The 15,936-nt window shown below is 70.2% G+C and carries 17 protein-coding genes; 12 read left to right on the plus strand and 5 right to left on the minus strand.

What is annotated here, in order from left to right:
- The first annotated feature begins 158 nt into the window (after window positions 1-158).
- The 5 genes from ACN20J_RS32105 (at window position 159) to ACN20J_RS32125 (ending at window position 4,034) form a co-directional block, all read left to right on the plus strand.
- Window positions 159-2,363 carry an ATP-dependent DNA helicase UvrD2 gene (locus ACN20J_RS32105; RefSeq protein WP_361921660.1) on the plus strand — a complete coding sequence of 735 codons (2,205 nt, stop codon included), beginning with the start codon at window positions 159-161 and terminating at the stop codon, window positions 2,361-2,363.
- A 162-nt stretch (window positions 2,364-2,525) separates the two neighbouring features.
- On the plus strand, window positions 2,526-2,843 hold the full coding sequence (locus tag ACN20J_RS32110; RefSeq protein ID WP_189837513.1) for a hypothetical protein: 318 nt from the start codon (window positions 2,526-2,528) through the stop codon (window positions 2,841-2,843).
- A 175-nt stretch (window positions 2,844-3,018) separates the two neighbouring features.
- A complete protein-coding gene (locus ACN20J_RS32115; RefSeq protein WP_189837514.1) occupies window positions 3,019-3,387 on the plus strand; it encodes a WhiB family transcriptional regulator in 369 nt (122 codons plus the stop codon).
- Window positions 3,384-3,707 (plus strand): hypothetical protein, encoded by a 324-nt coding sequence (locus ACN20J_RS32120; protein WP_189837515.1) that lies wholly within the window; start codon window positions 3,384-3,386, stop codon window positions 3,705-3,707. Before ACN20J_RS32115 ends, ACN20J_RS32120 begins: the two co-directional genes overlap by 4 nt.
- Before the next feature lie 117 nt (window positions 3,708-3,824).
- Window positions 3,825-4,034: a hypothetical protein gene (locus ACN20J_RS32125; protein ID WP_189837516.1), complete on the plus strand. Its 210-nt coding sequence runs from the start codon at window positions 3,825-3,827 to the stop codon at window positions 4,032-4,034.
- 37 nt (window positions 4,035-4,071) lie between these two features.
- Here ACN20J_RS32125 and ACN20J_RS32130 read toward each other — a convergent pair whose 3' ends face one another.
- From ACN20J_RS32130 to ACN20J_RS32140, 3 genes are all read right to left on the minus strand, one after another.
- Window positions 4,072-4,557 (minus strand): hypothetical protein, encoded by a 486-nt coding sequence (locus tag ACN20J_RS32130; protein WP_419667372.1) that lies wholly within the window; start codon window positions 4,555-4,557, stop codon window positions 4,072-4,074.
- 93 nt (window positions 4,558-4,650) lie between these two features.
- Window positions 4,651-6,054, minus strand: coding sequence for an ABC1 kinase family protein (locus tag ACN20J_RS32135; protein WP_419667373.1), 1,404 nt, complete (start codon window positions 6,052-6,054; stop codon window positions 4,651-4,653).
- Window positions 6,047-7,240, minus strand: coding sequence for a TOMM precursor leader peptide-binding protein (locus ACN20J_RS32140; protein WP_419668999.1), 1,194 nt, complete (start codon window positions 7,238-7,240; stop codon window positions 6,047-6,049). The genes ACN20J_RS32135 and ACN20J_RS32140 overlap by 8 nt, the downstream gene beginning before the upstream one ends.
- Window positions 7,241-7,450: 210 nt before the next feature.
- Here ACN20J_RS32140 and ACN20J_RS32145 point away from each other — a divergent pair, with 210 nt between their 5' ends.
- From ACN20J_RS32145 to ACN20J_RS32160, 4 genes are all read left to right on the plus strand, one after another.
- Window positions 7,451-8,047 (plus strand): M48 family metallopeptidase, encoded by a 597-nt coding sequence (locus ACN20J_RS32145; protein ID WP_189837518.1) that lies wholly within the window; start codon window positions 7,451-7,453, stop codon window positions 8,045-8,047.
- A 154-nt stretch (window positions 8,048-8,201) separates the two neighbouring features.
- Window positions 8,202-9,917, plus strand: a complete 1,716-nt coding sequence (locus ACN20J_RS32150) for a TerD family protein (protein WP_419667374.1) — start codon at window positions 8,202-8,204, stop codon at window positions 9,915-9,917.
- Between the two features lie 13 nt (window positions 9,918-9,930).
- Window positions 9,931-10,611 (plus strand): AIM24 family protein, encoded by a 681-nt coding sequence (locus ACN20J_RS32155; protein WP_055610520.1) that lies wholly within the window; start codon window positions 9,931-9,933, stop codon window positions 10,609-10,611.
- Between the two features lie 17 nt (window positions 10,612-10,628).
- Window positions 10,629-11,384, plus strand: coding sequence for an AIM24 family protein (locus tag ACN20J_RS32160; RefSeq protein WP_189837520.1), 756 nt, complete (start codon window positions 10,629-10,631; stop codon window positions 11,382-11,384).
- Window positions 11,385-11,543: 159 nt separating this feature from the next.
- Here the strand turns inward: ACN20J_RS32160 and ACN20J_RS32165 are convergent, their stop codons facing one another.
- The gene (locus ACN20J_RS32165) at window positions 11,544-12,065 is read right to left on the minus strand and encodes an NUDIX hydrolase (RefSeq protein WP_419667375.1); all 522 of its coding nucleotides are present in this window, start codon (window positions 12,063-12,065) and stop codon (window positions 11,544-11,546) included.
- Window positions 12,062-13,513 (minus strand): zinc-dependent metalloprotease, encoded by a 1,452-nt coding sequence (locus ACN20J_RS32170; protein WP_189837522.1) that lies wholly within the window; start codon window positions 13,511-13,513, stop codon window positions 12,062-12,064. Before ACN20J_RS32170 ends, ACN20J_RS32165 begins: the two co-directional genes overlap by 4 nt.
- Before the next feature lie 190 nt (window positions 13,514-13,703).
- Here ACN20J_RS32170 and ACN20J_RS32175 point away from each other — a divergent pair, with 190 nt between their 5' ends.
- The 3 genes from ACN20J_RS32175 to ACN20J_RS32185 all read left to right on the plus strand — a co-directional run bounded on the left by ACN20J_RS32175 (window position 13,704) and on the right by ACN20J_RS32185 (window position 15,912).
- Window positions 13,704-14,816 carry an SDR family oxidoreductase gene (locus ACN20J_RS32175; protein WP_189837523.1) on the plus strand — a complete coding sequence of 371 codons (1,113 nt, stop codon included), beginning with the start codon at window positions 13,704-13,706 and terminating at the stop codon, window positions 14,814-14,816.
- A gap of 296 nt (window positions 14,817-15,112) precedes the next feature.
- Window positions 15,113-15,574: a molybdenum cofactor biosynthesis protein MoaE gene (locus tag ACN20J_RS32180; RefSeq protein WP_361904224.1), complete on the plus strand. Its 462-nt coding sequence runs from the start codon at window positions 15,113-15,115 to the stop codon at window positions 15,572-15,574.
- Between the two features lie 146 nt (window positions 15,575-15,720).
- Window positions 15,721-15,912 carry a hypothetical protein gene (locus ACN20J_RS32185; RefSeq protein WP_055618591.1) on the plus strand — a complete coding sequence of 64 codons (192 nt, stop codon included), beginning with the start codon at window positions 15,721-15,723 and terminating at the stop codon, window positions 15,910-15,912.
- The last annotated feature ends 24 nt before the right edge of the window (window positions 15,913-15,936 follow it).

Raw genomic sequence — 15,936 nt, forward strand, 5'->3', positions numbered from 1 at the left:
CCCCGGCGGGCACCGGCGAAAAGGGGCGGTGCCGTCGACGCCGGCCGGGTGCCTTCCGCGCTGGGCCGAGCCGGGCGCCTGCCGCATTAGTACGACTGCGAGCGCCTCCCTGTGGACAACCGGCGCACCCGTCTCCGCCGACCTGGCAGCATGGCGGGGTGACAGCAGCAACGCATTCCACCCTCTTCCCGCAGGCCCCTGACACGGCCGACGCGGTACTGGAAGGGCTCGACCCCGAGCAGCGCGAGGTCGCCACCGCCCTGCACGGCCCGGTGTGCGTGCTGGCCGGAGCCGGTACGGGCAAGACCCGCGCCATCACCCACCGCATCGCCTACGGGGTGCGCGCGGGGATCCTCCAGCCCTCCAGCGTGCTCGCCGTCACCTTCACCAACCGCGCCGCCGGAGAGATGCGCGGCCGGCTCCGCCAGCTCGGCGCCTCCGGAGTCCAGGCCCGCACCTTCCACTCCGCCGCCCTGCGCCAGCTGCAGTACTTCTGGCCGAAAGCCGTCGGAGGCAGCCTGCCCCGGATCGTCGACCGCAAGATCCAGCTCGTCGCCGACGCCGCGGCCACCTGCCGCGTCCGCCTCGACCGCGGCGAACTGCGGGACGTCACCGCCGAGATCGAATGGTCCAAGGTCACCCAGACCGTCCCCTCCGACTACGCCGCCGCCGCGGCCAAGGCCGGCCGCGAAGCCCCCCGCGACCGCGCCGAGATCGCCCAGCTCTACGCCGCGTACGAGGACCTCAAGCGCGACCGCAGCGTCATCGACTTCGAGGACGTCCTGCTGCTGACCGTCGCCATCCTCCAGGACCAGCACGACATCGCCGAAGCGGTCCGCGCCCAGTACCAGCACTTCGTGGTCGACGAGTACCAGGACGTCAGCCCCCTCCAGCAGCGCCTCCTCGAACTGTGGCTCGGCGAGCGCGACAGCCTCTGCGTCGTCGGCGACGCCAGCCAGACCATCTACTCCTTCACCGGCGCGACCCCCGACCACCTCCTCGACTTCCGCACCCGCCACCCCGGAGCCACGGTCGTCAAACTCGTCCGGGACTACCGCTCCACCCCCCAGGTCGTCCACCTCGCCAACGGCCTGCTCGCCCAGGCCCGCGGCCGTGCCGCCGACCACCGCCTGGAGCTGATCTCCCAGCGCACCGCGGGCCCCGAACCCGGCTACACCGAGTACACCGACGAGCCCGCCGAGGCCGAAGGCGCCGCCCGACGCATCCGCGACCTCATCGCCTCCGGCATCCCCGCGAGCGAGATCGCGATCCTCTTCCGTACGAACTCGCAGTCCGAGATCTACGAACAGGCCCTCGCCGACGTCGCGGTGCCCTATCAACTGCGCGGAGCCGAGCGCTTCTTCGACCGGCCCGAGGTGAAGAGAGCCATCCACGCCCTGCGCGGTGCGGCCCGCTTCGGGGGCAACGACTCACTCCTCGACGACGCCCCGGACCTGCCCTCGCTGGTGCGAGCCGTCCTCTCGGGAGACGGCTGGACCCACCAGCCCCCCGCGGGCTCCGGAGCCGTCAGAGAGCGCTGGGAGTCCCTCGCCGCCCTCGCCCACCTGGCCCAGGACTTCGCCACCGCCAAGCCCGACGCCACCCTCGGCGACCTCGTGGCCGAGCTCGACGAACGCGCCGGCGCCCAGCACGCCCCCACCGTCCAGGGCGTCACCCTCGCCTCCCTCCACTCCGCCAAGGGCCTGGAGTGGGACGTCGTGTTCCTGGTCGGCGTCGCCGAAGGCATGATGCCGATCACCTACGCGAAGACCGACGAACAGATCGAGGAGGAACGCCGCCTCCTCTACGTCGGCGTCACCCGGGCCAGAGAGCACCTCTCCGTCTCCTGGGCACTGTCCCGCTCACCCGGCGGCCGGCCCAACCGGCGCCCCAGCCGCTTCCTCGACGGACTGCGCCCCGGCTCCGTCACCACGGCGAACCGCGGCGGCGCGGCAGGTCCCCTCGGCTCGGGCGGCATCGAGAGGGGCGTTCCCGGCAGCGCCCCCGGCGTCACCCGACGGGCCAACCGCACCCCCGCCCGCTGCCGGGTCTGCGGCCGCACCCTCAACGACGCCGGCGAGATGAAACTGATGCGCTGCGAGGACTGCCCGTCCGACATGGACGAAGGCCTCTACGAGCGGTTGCGCGACTGGCGGGCGGTCCAGGCGCAGCGCAGCGGGCAGCCGGACTTCTGCGTCTTCACGGACAAGACCCTGATGGCCATCGCGGAAGCGGTGCCGTCCACTCCGGTCGAGCTGTCCCGCATCCCAGGGGTCCGCGCCCGCAAGCTCAACCGCTACGGGGCCGACGTACTCGCCATCTGTGCAGGTCAGGAAGTTGAGGACGGTGGGGACGAGGACTGATTCAAACTCGTCGAAAAAATAGTTTGCGCATGCCCCAGCAATCCCCATAGGTTCTAAAGCACGGAAACGGCGGCCTTCTCGAAGGCCCTGGTTCCGTGCTGTACTTAATAACCGACGGACCGGCTCGCCCGGTCCCAGAGACGCCGAGAGGAGGCGATTCCAGTGATCAGCATCAACAGCAGCTCCGTCAGCACCGCCAAATTGACCGATCGCTCGGTCGTCTCCACGTGCCTGCTCGGCTTCTCGAACCTGGGCACCGGTCTGTCCGGCATCGCTGCCGTCCGGCCCGTGTCCTCCGTGTCTCTCTCGGGTCTCCCTGTCCGTGAGCGCAATGAGCGACCGATGAAGGCACTGGAAGCAGTAGAGGCACAGGCGCAGGCCTATGCCTTTGCGGCCACCGGTGCCGGAGCCACCGCCAAGCAGACGCACCACACGATGTGGGCCTTCCGTGGGCCTGAACCCTGGAGTGATCCAGCCTGATCGACGATCAGGCCGGCGCCTTCAGGGCCGCGGAACCCCACCCGGGATCCGCGGCCCTTCTGTTTGTCCCCGAACAGGGACGACAGAGCGAAGGGGCCTCGGGACAAGAAAAGAACCCGGTACCAGCCGCCAACCGGCCGACCCGGCCGGCACGACCAGACGAGGAAGACCAACCGTGCAACTCGAAGCGCACGCCCCGTCCGTACCGCCTTCCGAAACGATCTCCCCGCCCGGCCTCACGGAGGACTCCACCTTGATCCCGCTCACTGCGCTCACCGCGCTCGACGACGCCATCGAGAACCTCGGCGTACCCGTCCCCTGCCGTTCCTACGACCCGGAGGTCTTCTTCGCCGAGTCGCCGGCCGACGTCGAGTACGCCAAGTCCCTCTGCCGCACCTGCCCGCTGGTCGAGGCCTGCCTCGCCGGCGCCAAGGAGCGGCGTGAGCCCTGGGGCGTCTGGGGCGGCGAGCTCTTCGTCCAGGGTGTCGTTGTCGCCCGGAAGCGGCCGCGTGGCCGCCCGCGCAAGAACCCGGTCTCGGCATGAACACCCTAGGAACGATCGATCGCCCCCTGACGCACGACCCCAAGAAGCAGGTCCCGATGAAGCCGTCCACCAGCGAGCCCGCCGGCTCCGCGATCCCAGACTTCACCTCCACCGGCGCGAACGACACGCGCCAGAACAGGACCCGAGAGATGCAACTCATCCCAGAAGCCCTGGCTCGTGCGCATATGCACGAGCGGCTGCATGAGGCGGAGCAGGAACGCCGGGCGATGCGCCTGGTGACCGCCCGTCGCATGCAGCGCCGTGCCGAGCGCGCCTCACGCCGCGCCCGCCGCGCACTGGCCATGGCGGTCATGCAGTAGAGCCGTTTTCGCAACGGCAACAGAAGCAACAACTGATGCGGGGGCCGGTCCGAACGGACCGGCCCCCGCGGTGCGTTGCGCCTCACCAACCGCGGACCCCGGAGTTATCGTCACCACGTGACGAGTCTTCCCGGGGACAGTGACAGCGGCGGCTCCACCCCGGAGCCCCGGCCCATCGCGTGCGCCCGCTGCGGCACCACGTCAGAGGACCCGCCACTCACCTGGACCTTCTCCGTGGAGAACGGCACCCGCCACTACATCTGCGACACCTGCGCCCGGGCCAACCTCAGGGCGATCGAGGGACGACTGGACTCGGCTTGGTGGTGAGCTCCGGAGTCAGTCCGCCGGGGCGGGTCGGCCTCAGTCACCTGACCCACGGCTCGGCCAGGAGAACGACTCGATCAGCCTCGACATCGAACCCGAGCACCGGATGGCCACAGTCGCCCTCCGGATCCATCAGCACCGGCTTGCCCAACTGTCGCCCGATCTCCCGAAGGAAGCCACAGAACACATCAAGTCGCTCCTGGCCCTGCAACTCCCGTAGGTCGATGTCGAAGTCGACTTCATCGGCAGCATGGAAACGAAAGATCGCCAGCACATCGGCCGTCGGCCAGACACGTAGTTCCGGGCACTCGGCATCCGCCGGGCGGGACAGCACGGCCTCCGCGCGGGGCACAGGAAGCACCGTCTTGCCTTCGGAGTACTGGCGCTTCCATCCCCTCTCCACTGCAAGATCGAGGACCGCCTGCCAGTCCTCCACCGAGGCACCGGGAACACGCACGTCAGGCAGCGCCCCCATCAAGTCCGGGTCGAAGAAGCAGCTCACGTCGTCCCACGGCAGATCAGCCACCTCGACATGCTGACCGGCTCCCCAACCTGACGCACCTCCGTTTCCTTGGCCAAGGGCATAGGGGCACCCCGCCCAAGGAACGGCACCCCAAACTCACGCCCCAGCCGCCGAGTCCTCCTCCGTCAGGGGCTCGTCGTCGTCCAGTACGAACCCCGGCAGCCACTCCTCCAGTTCGTCCCGCAGTCGTACTGTCGCGCCCAGTTGGCACAGCACGCCGATGGTGCTCAAGGTCACTCGGTGGATGAGGAGGTACGCCGGGGGCAGGTTGAGTTGTTTGCCGAGTTGGTGGGCGGGGGAGCGGGGGTCGGCGATGCGGGCCGCCTGGCTGCGCATCCAGCCGCGGGTGAAGGTGAACTCGTCGGCCTGGGCCGGCTCGATGATGGGGAGCAGGTAGTCGAGAACGGCGTCCGGGTCGAGCTCTATGGACTCCTTGACGAAGCCCTCCTCGCGGAGCAGGTCGTAGACCGCCTCGGCGTCGCCGTCGAGGGTCATGCGGAGTGAGTCGCCGATCGTCGCAGGAAGGCCGCCCGGCAGGCGGTCCACCGTGCCGAAGTCCAGGACGCCCAGCCGCCAGCCGCCCTTGCCTCCGGAGCCCTCGGCGGCTTCGGCGTCCTCGGGGTCGTCCGGCAGGAGACGGAAGTTGCCCGGGTGCGGGTCGGCGTGCAGCAGGCCGGTGCGGGACGGGCCCGAGAAGAGGAAGCGGGCCAGGAGCTGGCCTGCCCGGTCGCGCTGCTCCTGCGTACCGTCGGTGATCACCTCGGACAGGGGGATCCCGTCGATCCACTCCGTCACCAGGACCTGCTCGCACTGGTGGACCACGGCCGGCACCAGTACATCCGGGTCGTCCGCGAACTCCTCCGCGTGCGCCCGCTGTGCCTGCGCCTCCAGGGCGTAGTCGAGCTCCTCGGACACCCGGTCGCGCAGCTCCGCGATGAGCGGCTTGATGTCCATGCCGGGAATCAACGGTCCCAGCAGGCGGGCAAAACGGCTCAGCTGGTTCAGATCGGACAGCAGGGCCTCGCCCGCCCCGGGGTACTGCACCTTGACCGCGACCTCCCGGCCGTCGTGCCACACCGCCCGGTGCACCTGGCCGATCGAGGCCGCCGCGGCGGGCTTGTCCTCGAACTCCAGGAACAGGTCGTGCCAGTCCTCGCCGAGCCGCTCCGCCAGCACGGAGTGCACCGTGCGGGTCGGCATCGGCGGGGCCGCCTCCTGGAGCTTCGTCAGCGCCGCGCGGTAGGGGCCCGCGACCTCCTCGGGCAGCGCCGACTCGAAGACGGACATGGCCTGTCCGAACTTCATGGCTCCGCCCTTGAGCTCGCCGAGCACCTTGAAAAGCTGCTCCGCCGTGCGCTGTTGCAGCTCGCGACCCACGAGCTCGGCGGACTTGCCGCCGATTCGTTTGCCGAGTCCCCAGGTCGCCCGCCCGGCGAAGCCGAGCGGTAGTGCGGCGAGCTTGGCGGTTCGGGTGACCGCCTTCCGGGGAAGATCAGACATGCGCCCTCCAAGTACCGGACAGCCGTGCCGCGTGCGGCTGTTGCCCGGCCATTGTCTCGTGCGGCCCTTCGTCGTCCGAGGTCTGCTCCCCCTTAGCTTTCTCCGCGGCCCCGCAGCGGCATGCGGGATGCTCCCACACCGGCGTCGCGTGCCAGTCGAGACCAGGCACCGAGACCTCCCATCGGGCCCCCGCACTCGACGGCAGCTCCCCGTCCAGAAACGCGAGCGCATGCCCCGCGGCCAGCCCGGCGACCGCGGTGGACAGCGCCAGATCGCACGCCGGCACGTGACGGGACTGGGCGGAACGCCACTGTGCCAGCAGGCGTGGCCAGGTCGGGTCCCGGTCGGTGCGTCCCAGATCCAGGCAGCCCGCACAGGCCGTGTCGCCCGGCAGGACGAGTGGGCCGACGACCCCCGTGCCCTCCACCACCCCGGCGTACAGATGGGGTGTTCCGGAGTCGATCAGCGGCTCGGCGGCCGACGGGTCGGGCGCGTGGATGGCGAGGCCGTCCCGGGGGGTGACGATCACGAGGGAGAGGCCCGGATCCTCTTCTTCGGGAGCGGGGCGTGCGCTGCCACGCCGGGGCGGACAGTTCGGGGCCGCACGGCGCACCGCACGGCGTGCGGCCTCGTCCCTGCGCTCACCGATGGATTCGACGGGCAGCCCGCCCGGAGCCACGTCCCACGGCTCGACGCAGCCGCCGTCCTGCACGTCGACCTGGCCCACGCCCGCTCCCGCCAGCGCCGCGGCCAGCACCACTCCGACCCGGCCCGCGCCCCGCACCTGCACGCGAAGTGAGCGGCGGGCCGCCAGCCGGCGCATGGCCTCGCCCGGTTCGGGTGTGACCAGGGAGAGCGATGCGGCGTCGGGCCGCAATCGGTCCAGGACCGCCGGTTTCTTGCGCAAGGCGTCGGCGGCCGGACCGCCGCCCGTCGCGTCGTCCAGCAGTCCCGCCCGGGCCAGTCGCTCCACCAGACCGTCGACATGGCCGTCGGGCAGACCCATGCGGCGCCCCTCGTCGCGTAACAGAGGCAGGCCGCGGGTGCCGTCGAACAAGGTCAGGAGGCTGCCCGTCGCCGTGTCCATCGGGCCGAGCACCATCGCGTGTGCGGGTGCCATCCCGAACTGCGCGGTGTTGAGATCCCGCCAACCGCGCCGCAGCGCGGGTTTCACCATCGGATGCATGCCCGACCCCCGTACGTCCCCGTTGCGCCGGCGGATGTTCGTCCTGCTCCGCCGGTCGAATGTCAGCATGCCCGCATTGCCCGGCGCGTGCCGAAAGTTGTCCACAGGCGGTGGATATTCGTCGTACAAATCGAGCGCGTGGGGTGCGGTTCGGCATCGATGCGTCCCGGAGGCGGGACTTCCCCCGTGTGCAACGGGTAACGTCGGGGCGTGCCCGCCGACCCACTGCACCGCGCCGGAAACCCACAGCGCAGCACGACGAGCCAGCCGCCAAGCGGCTCGGGGGCGAGCGCGATCGAGGTCCGCAGGAGCGCGCGACGGCGCAGAACGGTCTCCGCGTACCGTGAAGGCGATCGCACCGTCGTGCTCATCCCCGCCCGCATGTCCGAGGCGGAGGAGCAGCGCTGGGTGAGCGTCATGCTCGACAAACTGGCCGCCCAGGAGAACAAGCGGGTCCTCGGCGACACGGAGCTGTCCGAGCGGGCCGCGCGCCTCTCCGATCTGTACTTCGACGGCCGGGCCCGGCCCACTTCGGTCCGCTGGGTCACCAATCAGAACACCCGCTGGGGCTCGTGCACCCCCGCCGAGGGCAGTATCCGTCTTTCGCACCGGCTGCAGGGCATGCCCGAATACGTCGTCGACTACGTCCTCGTCCATGAACTCGCGCATCTGCTGGTTCCCGGCCACGGTCCCGACTTCTGGCGGCTCCTGGAGGCCTATCCGCGGACCGAGCGGGCCCGCGGCTACCTCGAAGGGGTGGTCGCCGCCGACCGGCTGCCCCACCTGCCCGCCGCCCGCGACGAGTGACGTCGGCCCGACGCCCGTCCGGTGCTGAAGGCCTGCTCGGACCGCTCGAAGCAGGGATTCTGTACCGGGTCTGTACCGGCTTGGTCCGCGGCCGGATTTTGCCGTTAGCCTGACGCGACGCACTCGCATTCGGGATGGGGGACGGTCGTTACGCATGGCCAGGGAATTCCAACGCGGCCACAAGGCCAAGATCAGTGACCTCACCGCGGGCACCGATCTGTACGTAGGTGTGCAGATCACCGGCCCCGGACTGACCTTCGACATCAGCTGCTTCGGTCTGGACGCCGACGAAAAGCTTTCGGACGACCGGTTCTTCGTCTTCTTCAACCAGCCGAAGACCCCCGAAGAGTCCATCCAGCTTCTCGGTGCGCAGGCGGGCGACACGGAGTCCTTCCGCGTCACGCTCGACAGGATCCCGTCGCAGATCCAGAAGCTGTCCTTCACGGCGACGATCGACGGCGCCGGACAGATGTCGCAGGTCGCCCCCGGGTACCTCCGCATCGTCGCGGGCGGCGAGGAGGTGGCGCGCTACTCCTTCAACGGTGGCGAGTTCTCCACCGAACGCGCCGTGATGCTGGGCGACTTCTACCTCAAGGACGTATGGCGGTTCGCCGCGGTCGGACAGGGCTTCGACGGCGGGCTCGACGCGCTGCTGAAGAACTTCGGCGGCGAGGTCGCCGAGGAGGAGCCCGCGGCTCCGGCACCGGGGGCCGCCGCGCCCTCGTTCGCGCCGCCCGCCCAGGGCGCCGCACCGCCCGCGTTCGGCGCGCCGGCAGGCCCCACCGTGCCGGCTCCAGCGCCGGCTCCGCAGCCTGCCGCCCATTTCGCACCGCCCCAGGGAGCCACGCCACCGCCGGCCCCCGCGCCTTCGGTGCACGCGGCGCCGACCATCATCGCGCCCATGACCCCGCCCGGCGGCGCCCCGGTACCGCCTCCGGCTCCCGCCCCGGCGCCCTACGGGCAGCCCGGCCAGCAGCAGGCTCCGTACGGTCAGGCCCCCGGCCAGACCGCACCCCTGCCGCCCGGCTACGGACAGCCCCAGGCACCTCAGGCGCCCCAGGCTCCCGTTCCGCCCCCGGGCTACGGCCAGCCGACCCCGCCTCCGGGCTACGGTCAGCAGCCGCCGTTCGGCCAGGTGCCCGGTCAGCCCGGCGCGCCGGGTGCGCCCGCCGCCTACGGAGTGCCTCAGGGTGCTCCCCCGGGAGGCGCCGGTGTCACCGCGGCGCTGCAGGCGTACAAGGAGACGCCCACCGGGCAGCGCTGGACCCAGCAGAACAAGAAGATGGTCCGTGTCGACCTCGGCATGGGCGGTGACCAGGCCGTACTGGCCCGCCAGGGCAGCATGGTGCTCTACCAGGGCAAGGTCGACTTCAGCTACAAGGGCGCCGGATTCTCCGGGCGGATCGTGGGCAACGCGACCGGCCAGGAGATGCAGCTCATGCGCTGTTCGGGCCGCGGCCAGGTCTTCCTCGCGGAGAACGGCGCCATGCTGCACCCCATCGAGCTGCAGGGTGACGCCGTCTGCGTCTCCGCGGAGAACGTCCTCGCCTTCGACGAGACGCTGCAGTACGAGGTGCGCCGCGTCGAAGGACACGGCATCCCCGGCGGAGCGCTGTTCACGATGCAGTTCCAGGGGACCGGCACCGTCGTCGTGAAGACGCGCGGGGTGCCCGTCGTCCTGCCCGTGACGCCGACGACGTTCGCCGACTGCAACGCCGTCGTCGCCTGGTCCGCCGCCTCCCAGGTGATCGTCTCCAGCCAGGTGCGGATGCGCCGCAACGCCTATCCGGGCGACACCGGCGAGAGCGTGAACCTCCAGTTCCGCGGCGCGCCCGGCAATTTCATCGTCGTCCAGCCGTACGAGGTCTGAGGGAGCCCGTCCTATGAACCAGCAGCTCGCGGGCTTCGCCCCGGCACCCGTTGCCGCACGCATGGAGAACCACGGCAACCACATGCTCAAGGTCGCCATGCAGACCGGAAACGACCTCCTCGCGCGCGTGGGGTCGATGGTCGCCTACGAAGGCTTCGTCCAGTACGAGCCCAATCCGCCGGCCGTACGCCAGATCGCCAAGGACTGGATGACCGGCGAGGGCGCACCCCTGATGAAGTGCTCCGGAGACGGTCTGCTGTACCTCTCCGACTACGGGGCGAACGTCGTCGTCATCAACCTCAACGGCGACGCGATCTCCGTCAACGCCACCAACCTGCTCGCCTTCGACGCGCACCTCACCTGGGGTGTCGAGCGGGTCAAGGGGCTGGCGAAGTTCGCCGGACAGGGCCTGTGGAACACCAAGATCTCGGGGCAGGGCTGGGTCGCCCTTACCTCCCGGGGCAAGCCCATCGTCGTCGACTGCGGCGGCGGCGAGGACGAGACGTACGTCGACCCGGACGCGCTCGTCGCCTGGTCCCCGAACCTCAAGGTGAAGGGCAAGCGCAGCTTCAAGGCGCAGTCCCTGATCGGGCGGGGCAGCGGCGAGGCCTTCCAGATGGCCTTCTCCGGACAGGGCATCGTCGTCGTCCAGCCCAGCGAGGACAGCACCGACCGCCTCCGGGTACGGGGCTGAGGGGGAGCACACACACCATGCAGAGCCCGCTTTTCGCCTACAACGACCAGCAGTCCCAGGAGCGCTACAGCCTGCAGAACAAGCAGATGCTGCGCGTCGTCCTGGAGGGCCACGACGACATGCTGGCCCGCAAGGGCACCATGGTCGCGTACCAGGGTCTTGTGGAGTTCGACGCCGAGTACCAGAACTCCGGTCAGCAGCGTTCGCGCGCGGCCACCGGAGAGGGCCTCGACCTGATGCGCTGCCACGGGCAGGGCACCGTCTACCTGGCCAACCTCGCCCAGCACATCCATGTGGTGGACGTGGACCAGGACGGCCTCACCGTGGACAGCAGCTACGTCCTCGCGATGGACTCCTCGCTGCACCACGAGGTGATCGCCGTGGACAGCCAGTACGGGATCTCCGGCTCCGGCAAGTACCAGCTCAACATCACCGGGCGCGGCAAGGTCGCCCTGATGACGTCGGGCATGCCGCTGATGCTTCAGGTCACGCCGGACCGGTACGTCAACTGCGACGCCGACGCGATCGTCGCCTGGTCCACGAGTCTGCGCGTCCAGATGCAGGCCCAGACCCACTCCTCAGGCGTGTTCCGGCGCCGCGGCAACACCGGTGAGGGCTGGGAGCTCAGCTTCATGGGCCAGGGATACGCGCTCGTCCAGCCCAGCGAGTTGCTGCCGCCGCAGAACGCGGCGATCGGGTCTGGCGTTGCCGCCCAGTACGGGATGGGGCAGCAGGGGGCCCGGGGGCAGAACCAGGGCAACGCCTGGAGTTAGGACCTTTCGCTCGGCATTCTTCGGAGTGCCCCGCGAAGGGGCTGGGGCCGGTGGTCGGCTGCGGGCCCGCCGTGGCTGGGCGCGCAGTTCCCCGCGCCCCTGAAGGGACGCGTGTGTAAGGGGCGGTCGCCATTGCGGCCGCCCCTTACACGTGCCTCTTCAGAGCCTCGCTCGTGTTGCTGCCAGGAGGCGTACGACCGAGTCGTCCGCCACCTTCGCCACCTCGTCGTACGGGAACCAGCGCAGGTCGAGGGACTCGTCGCTGATCTCCTGGACGGCGCCCGGCTCGGCCACGACCGCGTACTGCACGTCGAAGTGGCAGTGACAGGGCGGCGGGATGGGATGCCGGTCCAGGCGTACGGGACCGCCCGGGAGCAGGGTCAGGCCCGCGATACCCGACTCCTCCGTGGCCTCGCGCAGGGCCGCGGCCTCCAGGGTGGCGTCGCCGGGTTCGCAGTGACCACCCATTTGGAGCCACATCCGCAGCTTTTTGTGAAGCGTCAGCAGCACCCTGCCGTGCCCGGGATCGATCACCAGGGCGCTCGCCGTGACGTGCCCGGCCGTGCAGGCCTTCCACATGCCGTCCTGATGCGCCTCCAGATGGTCGAGGTAGGCCTGGCGCAGCTCCTCCTGGCCCTCGATGCCCTTCAGGACCAGGACGGCGTCGTCGTACAGGCTCACTTGTCGTCGTCGCCCTTTTCCTCGCCCTTTTCCCGGCCCTTTTCGTCGTCCTTGGGCTCGTCCTTCGTGAGGTTCGGCTTCTCGGACGGGCCGCTCGCGGCCTCGCCGAGCATCTTGTCGAGCTCGGAGAAGTCCAGCTGCTCGCGGTGCACGAAGCCGTCCGGGTCGTCCAGGTCGGAGGCGGTCGGCAGCATGTCCGGGTGCGCCCAGAGGCCGTCGCGGCCGTCGACACCGCGCGCGTCCGTGAGCGAGGCCCACAGGCGCGAGGCGTCCCGCAGGCGGCGCGGGCGCAGCTCCAGGCCGATCAGCGTGGCGAACGTCTGCTCGGCGGGGCCGCCCGTCGCACGGCGGCGGCGCAGCGTCTCCCGGAGCGCGTCGGCGGACGACAGACGCGGCTTCGCGGCCGAGTGGACCACCGCGTCCACCCAGCCCTCGACGAGCGCGAGAGCCGTCTCCAGGCGGGCCAGGGCGGCCTTCTGCTCGGGTGTGTCCTCCGGCTGGAACATGCCCTGCTGGAGTGCCTGCTGCAGCTCTTCCGGGTTCTGCGGGTCGAACTGGCCGACCACGTCCTCCAGCTTCGCCGTGTCGACCTTGATCCCGCGCGCGTACCCCTCGACCGCGCCGAAGAGGTGCGAGCGCAGCCACGGCACGTGGGCGAAGAGCCGCTGGTGGGCGGCCTCGCGCAGGGCGAGGTAGAGCCGCACCTCCTCCTGGGGGACGCTCAGGTCCTTGCCGAACGACTCGATGTTCAGCGGCAGCAGCGCGGCCTTGCCGACCGGGCCGAGCGGCAGGCCGATGTCGGTCGAGCCGACGACCTCGCCCGCGAGTACGCCGACGGCCTGCCCGATCTGCGTACCGAACATGGCGCCGCCCATGGAGCGCATCATCCCCAGGAGCGGGCCCGCCATGGCCTGCATCTCCTCGGGCAGTACGTCGCCCATCGCTGCGCCGACCCGCTCGGCGACCGGGTCGACGAGCTCCTTCCACACCGGCAGGGTCGCCTCGACCCACTCCGCGCGGCTCCAGGCCACGGCGGAGCCGGCGCCGGACGGCAGCGACGTCGCGTCGTCCAGCCACAGGTCGGCCAGGCGCACGGCCTCGTCGACCTGGGTGCGCTCGGCGGGGCCGATGCTCGCGTCCTTGGTGCCGTCCGGAGTGCCCTGGGACACCGTCTGGCGGGCGATCTGCTTGGCCATGTCCCAGTTCACCGGCCCGCCCTCGTACGAGAGCATCTGGCCGAGCTGCTGGAACGCGGCGCCCAGGTCGTTGGGGTTCAGCGAACCGAACATGGCTGCGAGCGGGTTGTCGCCACCCGGTCCTCCGGGCCCGAAACCGAACGGGTTGGCAGGTCCCTGACCACCACCGCTCTGCTGGTCCTTCTTCTTGCCCTCGTCGCCGTCGTCCGGCTCCTCCGGCGGAAGGCCGAATCCGAATGGGGTGTCACTCACGGGATTCCTCGGCTGTTAAGGCCGCCGGTTCGCTCCGACGGCGGCTGCCCTACATCACCACCCAGCGTAGACACCACAACCGGTTCGGGCCTCGGTGCTTCGCCGACACAGCGGCTGCGGCAGGATGGATGCCACCTGGTACGTACGCGTCACGCGCGTTCTTACTGAAGACAACCGCTGGAGACGCCCGGTGAGTTCCCCAGATCCACAGGTTCGCGCAGCGCGAAACCCTTCAACCAATCCGGCCGTACGCGGCCCCGTCGTCGCGATCACCGGCGCCGCGGCCGGAATCGGCGCGATGCTCACCGAGCGGCTCGCCGCCAGCGACGAGATCAAGCAGGTCATCGCCATCGACGAGCGGCGCGGGGAGTGCGCCGCCGCGCAGTGGCACATTCTGGATGTCCGGGATCCGGCGATCGCCGAGAAGCTGCGCGGCGCGGACGTCGTGGTGCACCTCGCGCTCGATCTCGACCTGGAGACGGATCCGGCCGCCCGTACGGCCTACAACGTGCGGGGGACACAGACCGTGCTGACGGCCGCCGCGGCGGCCGGTGTGCATCGCGTCGTCCTGTGCACCTCGGCGATGGTCTACGGAGCCCTGCCCGACAACGAACTGCCCCTCTCCGAAGACGCCGAACTGCAGGCGACCGCGGAGGCCACGGGTGTGGGGGACCTCCTGGAGGTCGAGCGGCTCGCGCGGCGGGCGCCGCGTGCGCATCCCGGGCTCAACGTCACCGTCGTACGGCCTGCCGTGCTGGTCGGAGGCACCGACACGGCCCTCACGCGGTACTTCGAGTCGCCCCGGTTGCTGGTCGTCGCCGGGTCTCGGCCCGCCTGGCAGTTCTGTCATGTCGAGGACCTGTGCGGGGCTCTGGAGTACGCCGTTCTTGAGAAGGTCGAGGGGGAGCTGGCCGTCGGGTGCGAGGGGTGGCTGGAGCAGGAGGAGGTCGAGGAGCTCAGCGGGATCCGGCGGATGGAGTTGCCGTCGGCCGTTGCGCTGGGGGCCGCGGCTCGGCTGCACCGGATCGGGCTCACGCCGTCTCCGGCGGGGGATCTCGCCTACACGATGTATCCCTGGGTGGTGAGTGGGAGCCGGCTGCATGATGCCGGGTGGCGGCCGCAGTGGACCAATGAGGAGGTCCTTGCGGAGCTGCTCGAGGAGGTTGCCGGGCGGCACACTCTGGCCGGGCGGCGGCTTGGGCGGAAGGACGCGACTGCCGCGGGGGCTGCGGGGGCGACTGTTGCTCTGTTGGGTACGGCTGCGTTGGTGCGGCGGGCTCGGAAGGCTCGGCGGCGGATTTGAGGCGGTGGGGCGGTGGCGTGGGGTTTTTCGCCCCCGCCGCCCCTTCCCATTCCCGTCCCTTTCTGGGGGCTCCGCCCCCAGGCCCCCGTATCGCGCTGAACGCGCTCGTCCTCAAGCGCCGGACGGGCTGGATGGGTGGGCGGGGCTGACCGGGGGTGGGTGGGCATCGGCCTGGACGGCCTCGTCCTCAAACGCCGGACGGGCTGAGTCCCTGTAGGAGGCTCCAATGATGCACGCGCGCGTGCGGTGGAAAACCCGTATTCCGTGGGGTTGCCGGGGTGGGGCACGATGGGGGTATGGCAGCCATGAATGATCATCCCGGTGAGCAGGTCGGTCAGGAGCCCATCAAGTTGCTGGCGATTCGGGAGACCGCTCTCTCCTTGGACGAGGTTTTCCGGGCTGTGGGGGACGATGCGTCCGGGGGGACCGCGCTGTTCGTGGGGACCGTGCGGAATCATGACGGGGGAGCCGATGTCGACGCGCTCGGGTACTCGTGCCATCCGAGTGCCGAGGCGGAGATGCGGAGGGTCGCCGAGAAGGTCGTCGCCGAGTATCCGGTGCGGGCGCTCGCCGCGGTGCACCGAGTCGGTGACCTTCGGGTGGGTGACCTCGCGGTGGTCGTCGCCGTTTCGTGTCCACATCGGGGTGAGGCGTTCGAGGCCTGCCGGAAGTTGATCGACGATCTCAAGCACGAGGTTCCGATTTGGAAACACCAGACGTTTTCCGACGGTACGGAGGAGTGGGTCGGGGCCTGTTGAGGTCACACTGGTCACCTGAGACTCAGGTGCCACTCCTGTCCGCCGTTCCGGTTGCGTAACCAGACCCCTGCCGTGAGCGTTGAACATGCGGATGGTTAATCTGCTGATCAGTCAGTTGCGGTCGCTCATGGGGTTGGGAGGTCGGCATGGCGGCGCTCGCCTGGTTGCTGATTCCGCTTTTGGCCGCGATCGGCGCCGGACTCTGGGGCAGTTGGGCCGGACGGAACCGAAAGACCCTCGGGGACGGCACCGAGCTCGCGGGCTACACACGCTTCCGCGAGGCCATGGAGAAGTCGGAGAACCCGGAGAAGTCGGAGCAATTGCACACGGATGCCTGACCTGCCCGGATTCCCCGGACGGAC

This window comes from Streptomyces sp. 2-1 (assembly GCF_048564895.1).
In the GTDB taxonomy this organism is placed as follows: domain Bacteria; phylum Actinomycetota; class Actinomycetes; order Streptomycetales; family Streptomycetaceae; genus Streptomyces; species Streptomyces phaeochromogenes.

What these genes read in the sequence shown, in the direction of transcription:
- ACN20J_RS32120 (WP_189837515.1), top strand. Translation starts at nt 3,384, where the DNA reads ATGAACACCCTAGGAACGATCGATCGCCCCCTGACGCACGACCCCAAG.
- ACN20J_RS32135 (WP_419667373.1), bottom strand. Translation starts at nt 6,054, where the DNA reads ATGTCTGATCTTCCCCGGAAGGCGGTCACCCGAACCGCCAAGCTCGCC.
- ACN20J_RS32140 (WP_419668999.1), bottom strand. Translation starts at nt 7,240, where the DNA reads ATGCATCCGATGGTGAAACCCGCGCTGCGGCGCGGTTGGCGGGATCTC.
- ACN20J_RS32150 (WP_419667374.1), top strand. Translation starts at nt 8,202, where the DNA reads ATGGCCAGGGAATTCCAACGCGGCCACAAGGCCAAGATCAGTGACCTC.
- ACN20J_RS32155 (WP_055610520.1), top strand. Translation starts at nt 9,931, where the DNA reads ATGAACCAGCAGCTCGCGGGCTTCGCCCCGGCACCCGTTGCCGCACGC.
- ACN20J_RS32160 (WP_189837520.1), top strand. Translation starts at nt 10,629, where the DNA reads ATGCAGAGCCCGCTTTTCGCCTACAACGACCAGCAGTCCCAGGAGCGC.
- ACN20J_RS32180 (WP_361904224.1), top strand. Translation starts at nt 15,113, where the DNA reads ATGGCAGCCATGAATGATCATCCCGGTGAGCAGGTCGGTCAGGAGCCC.
- ACN20J_RS32185 (WP_055618591.1), top strand. Translation starts at nt 15,721, where the DNA reads ATGGCGGCGCTCGCCTGGTTGCTGATTCCGCTTTTGGCCGCGATCGGC.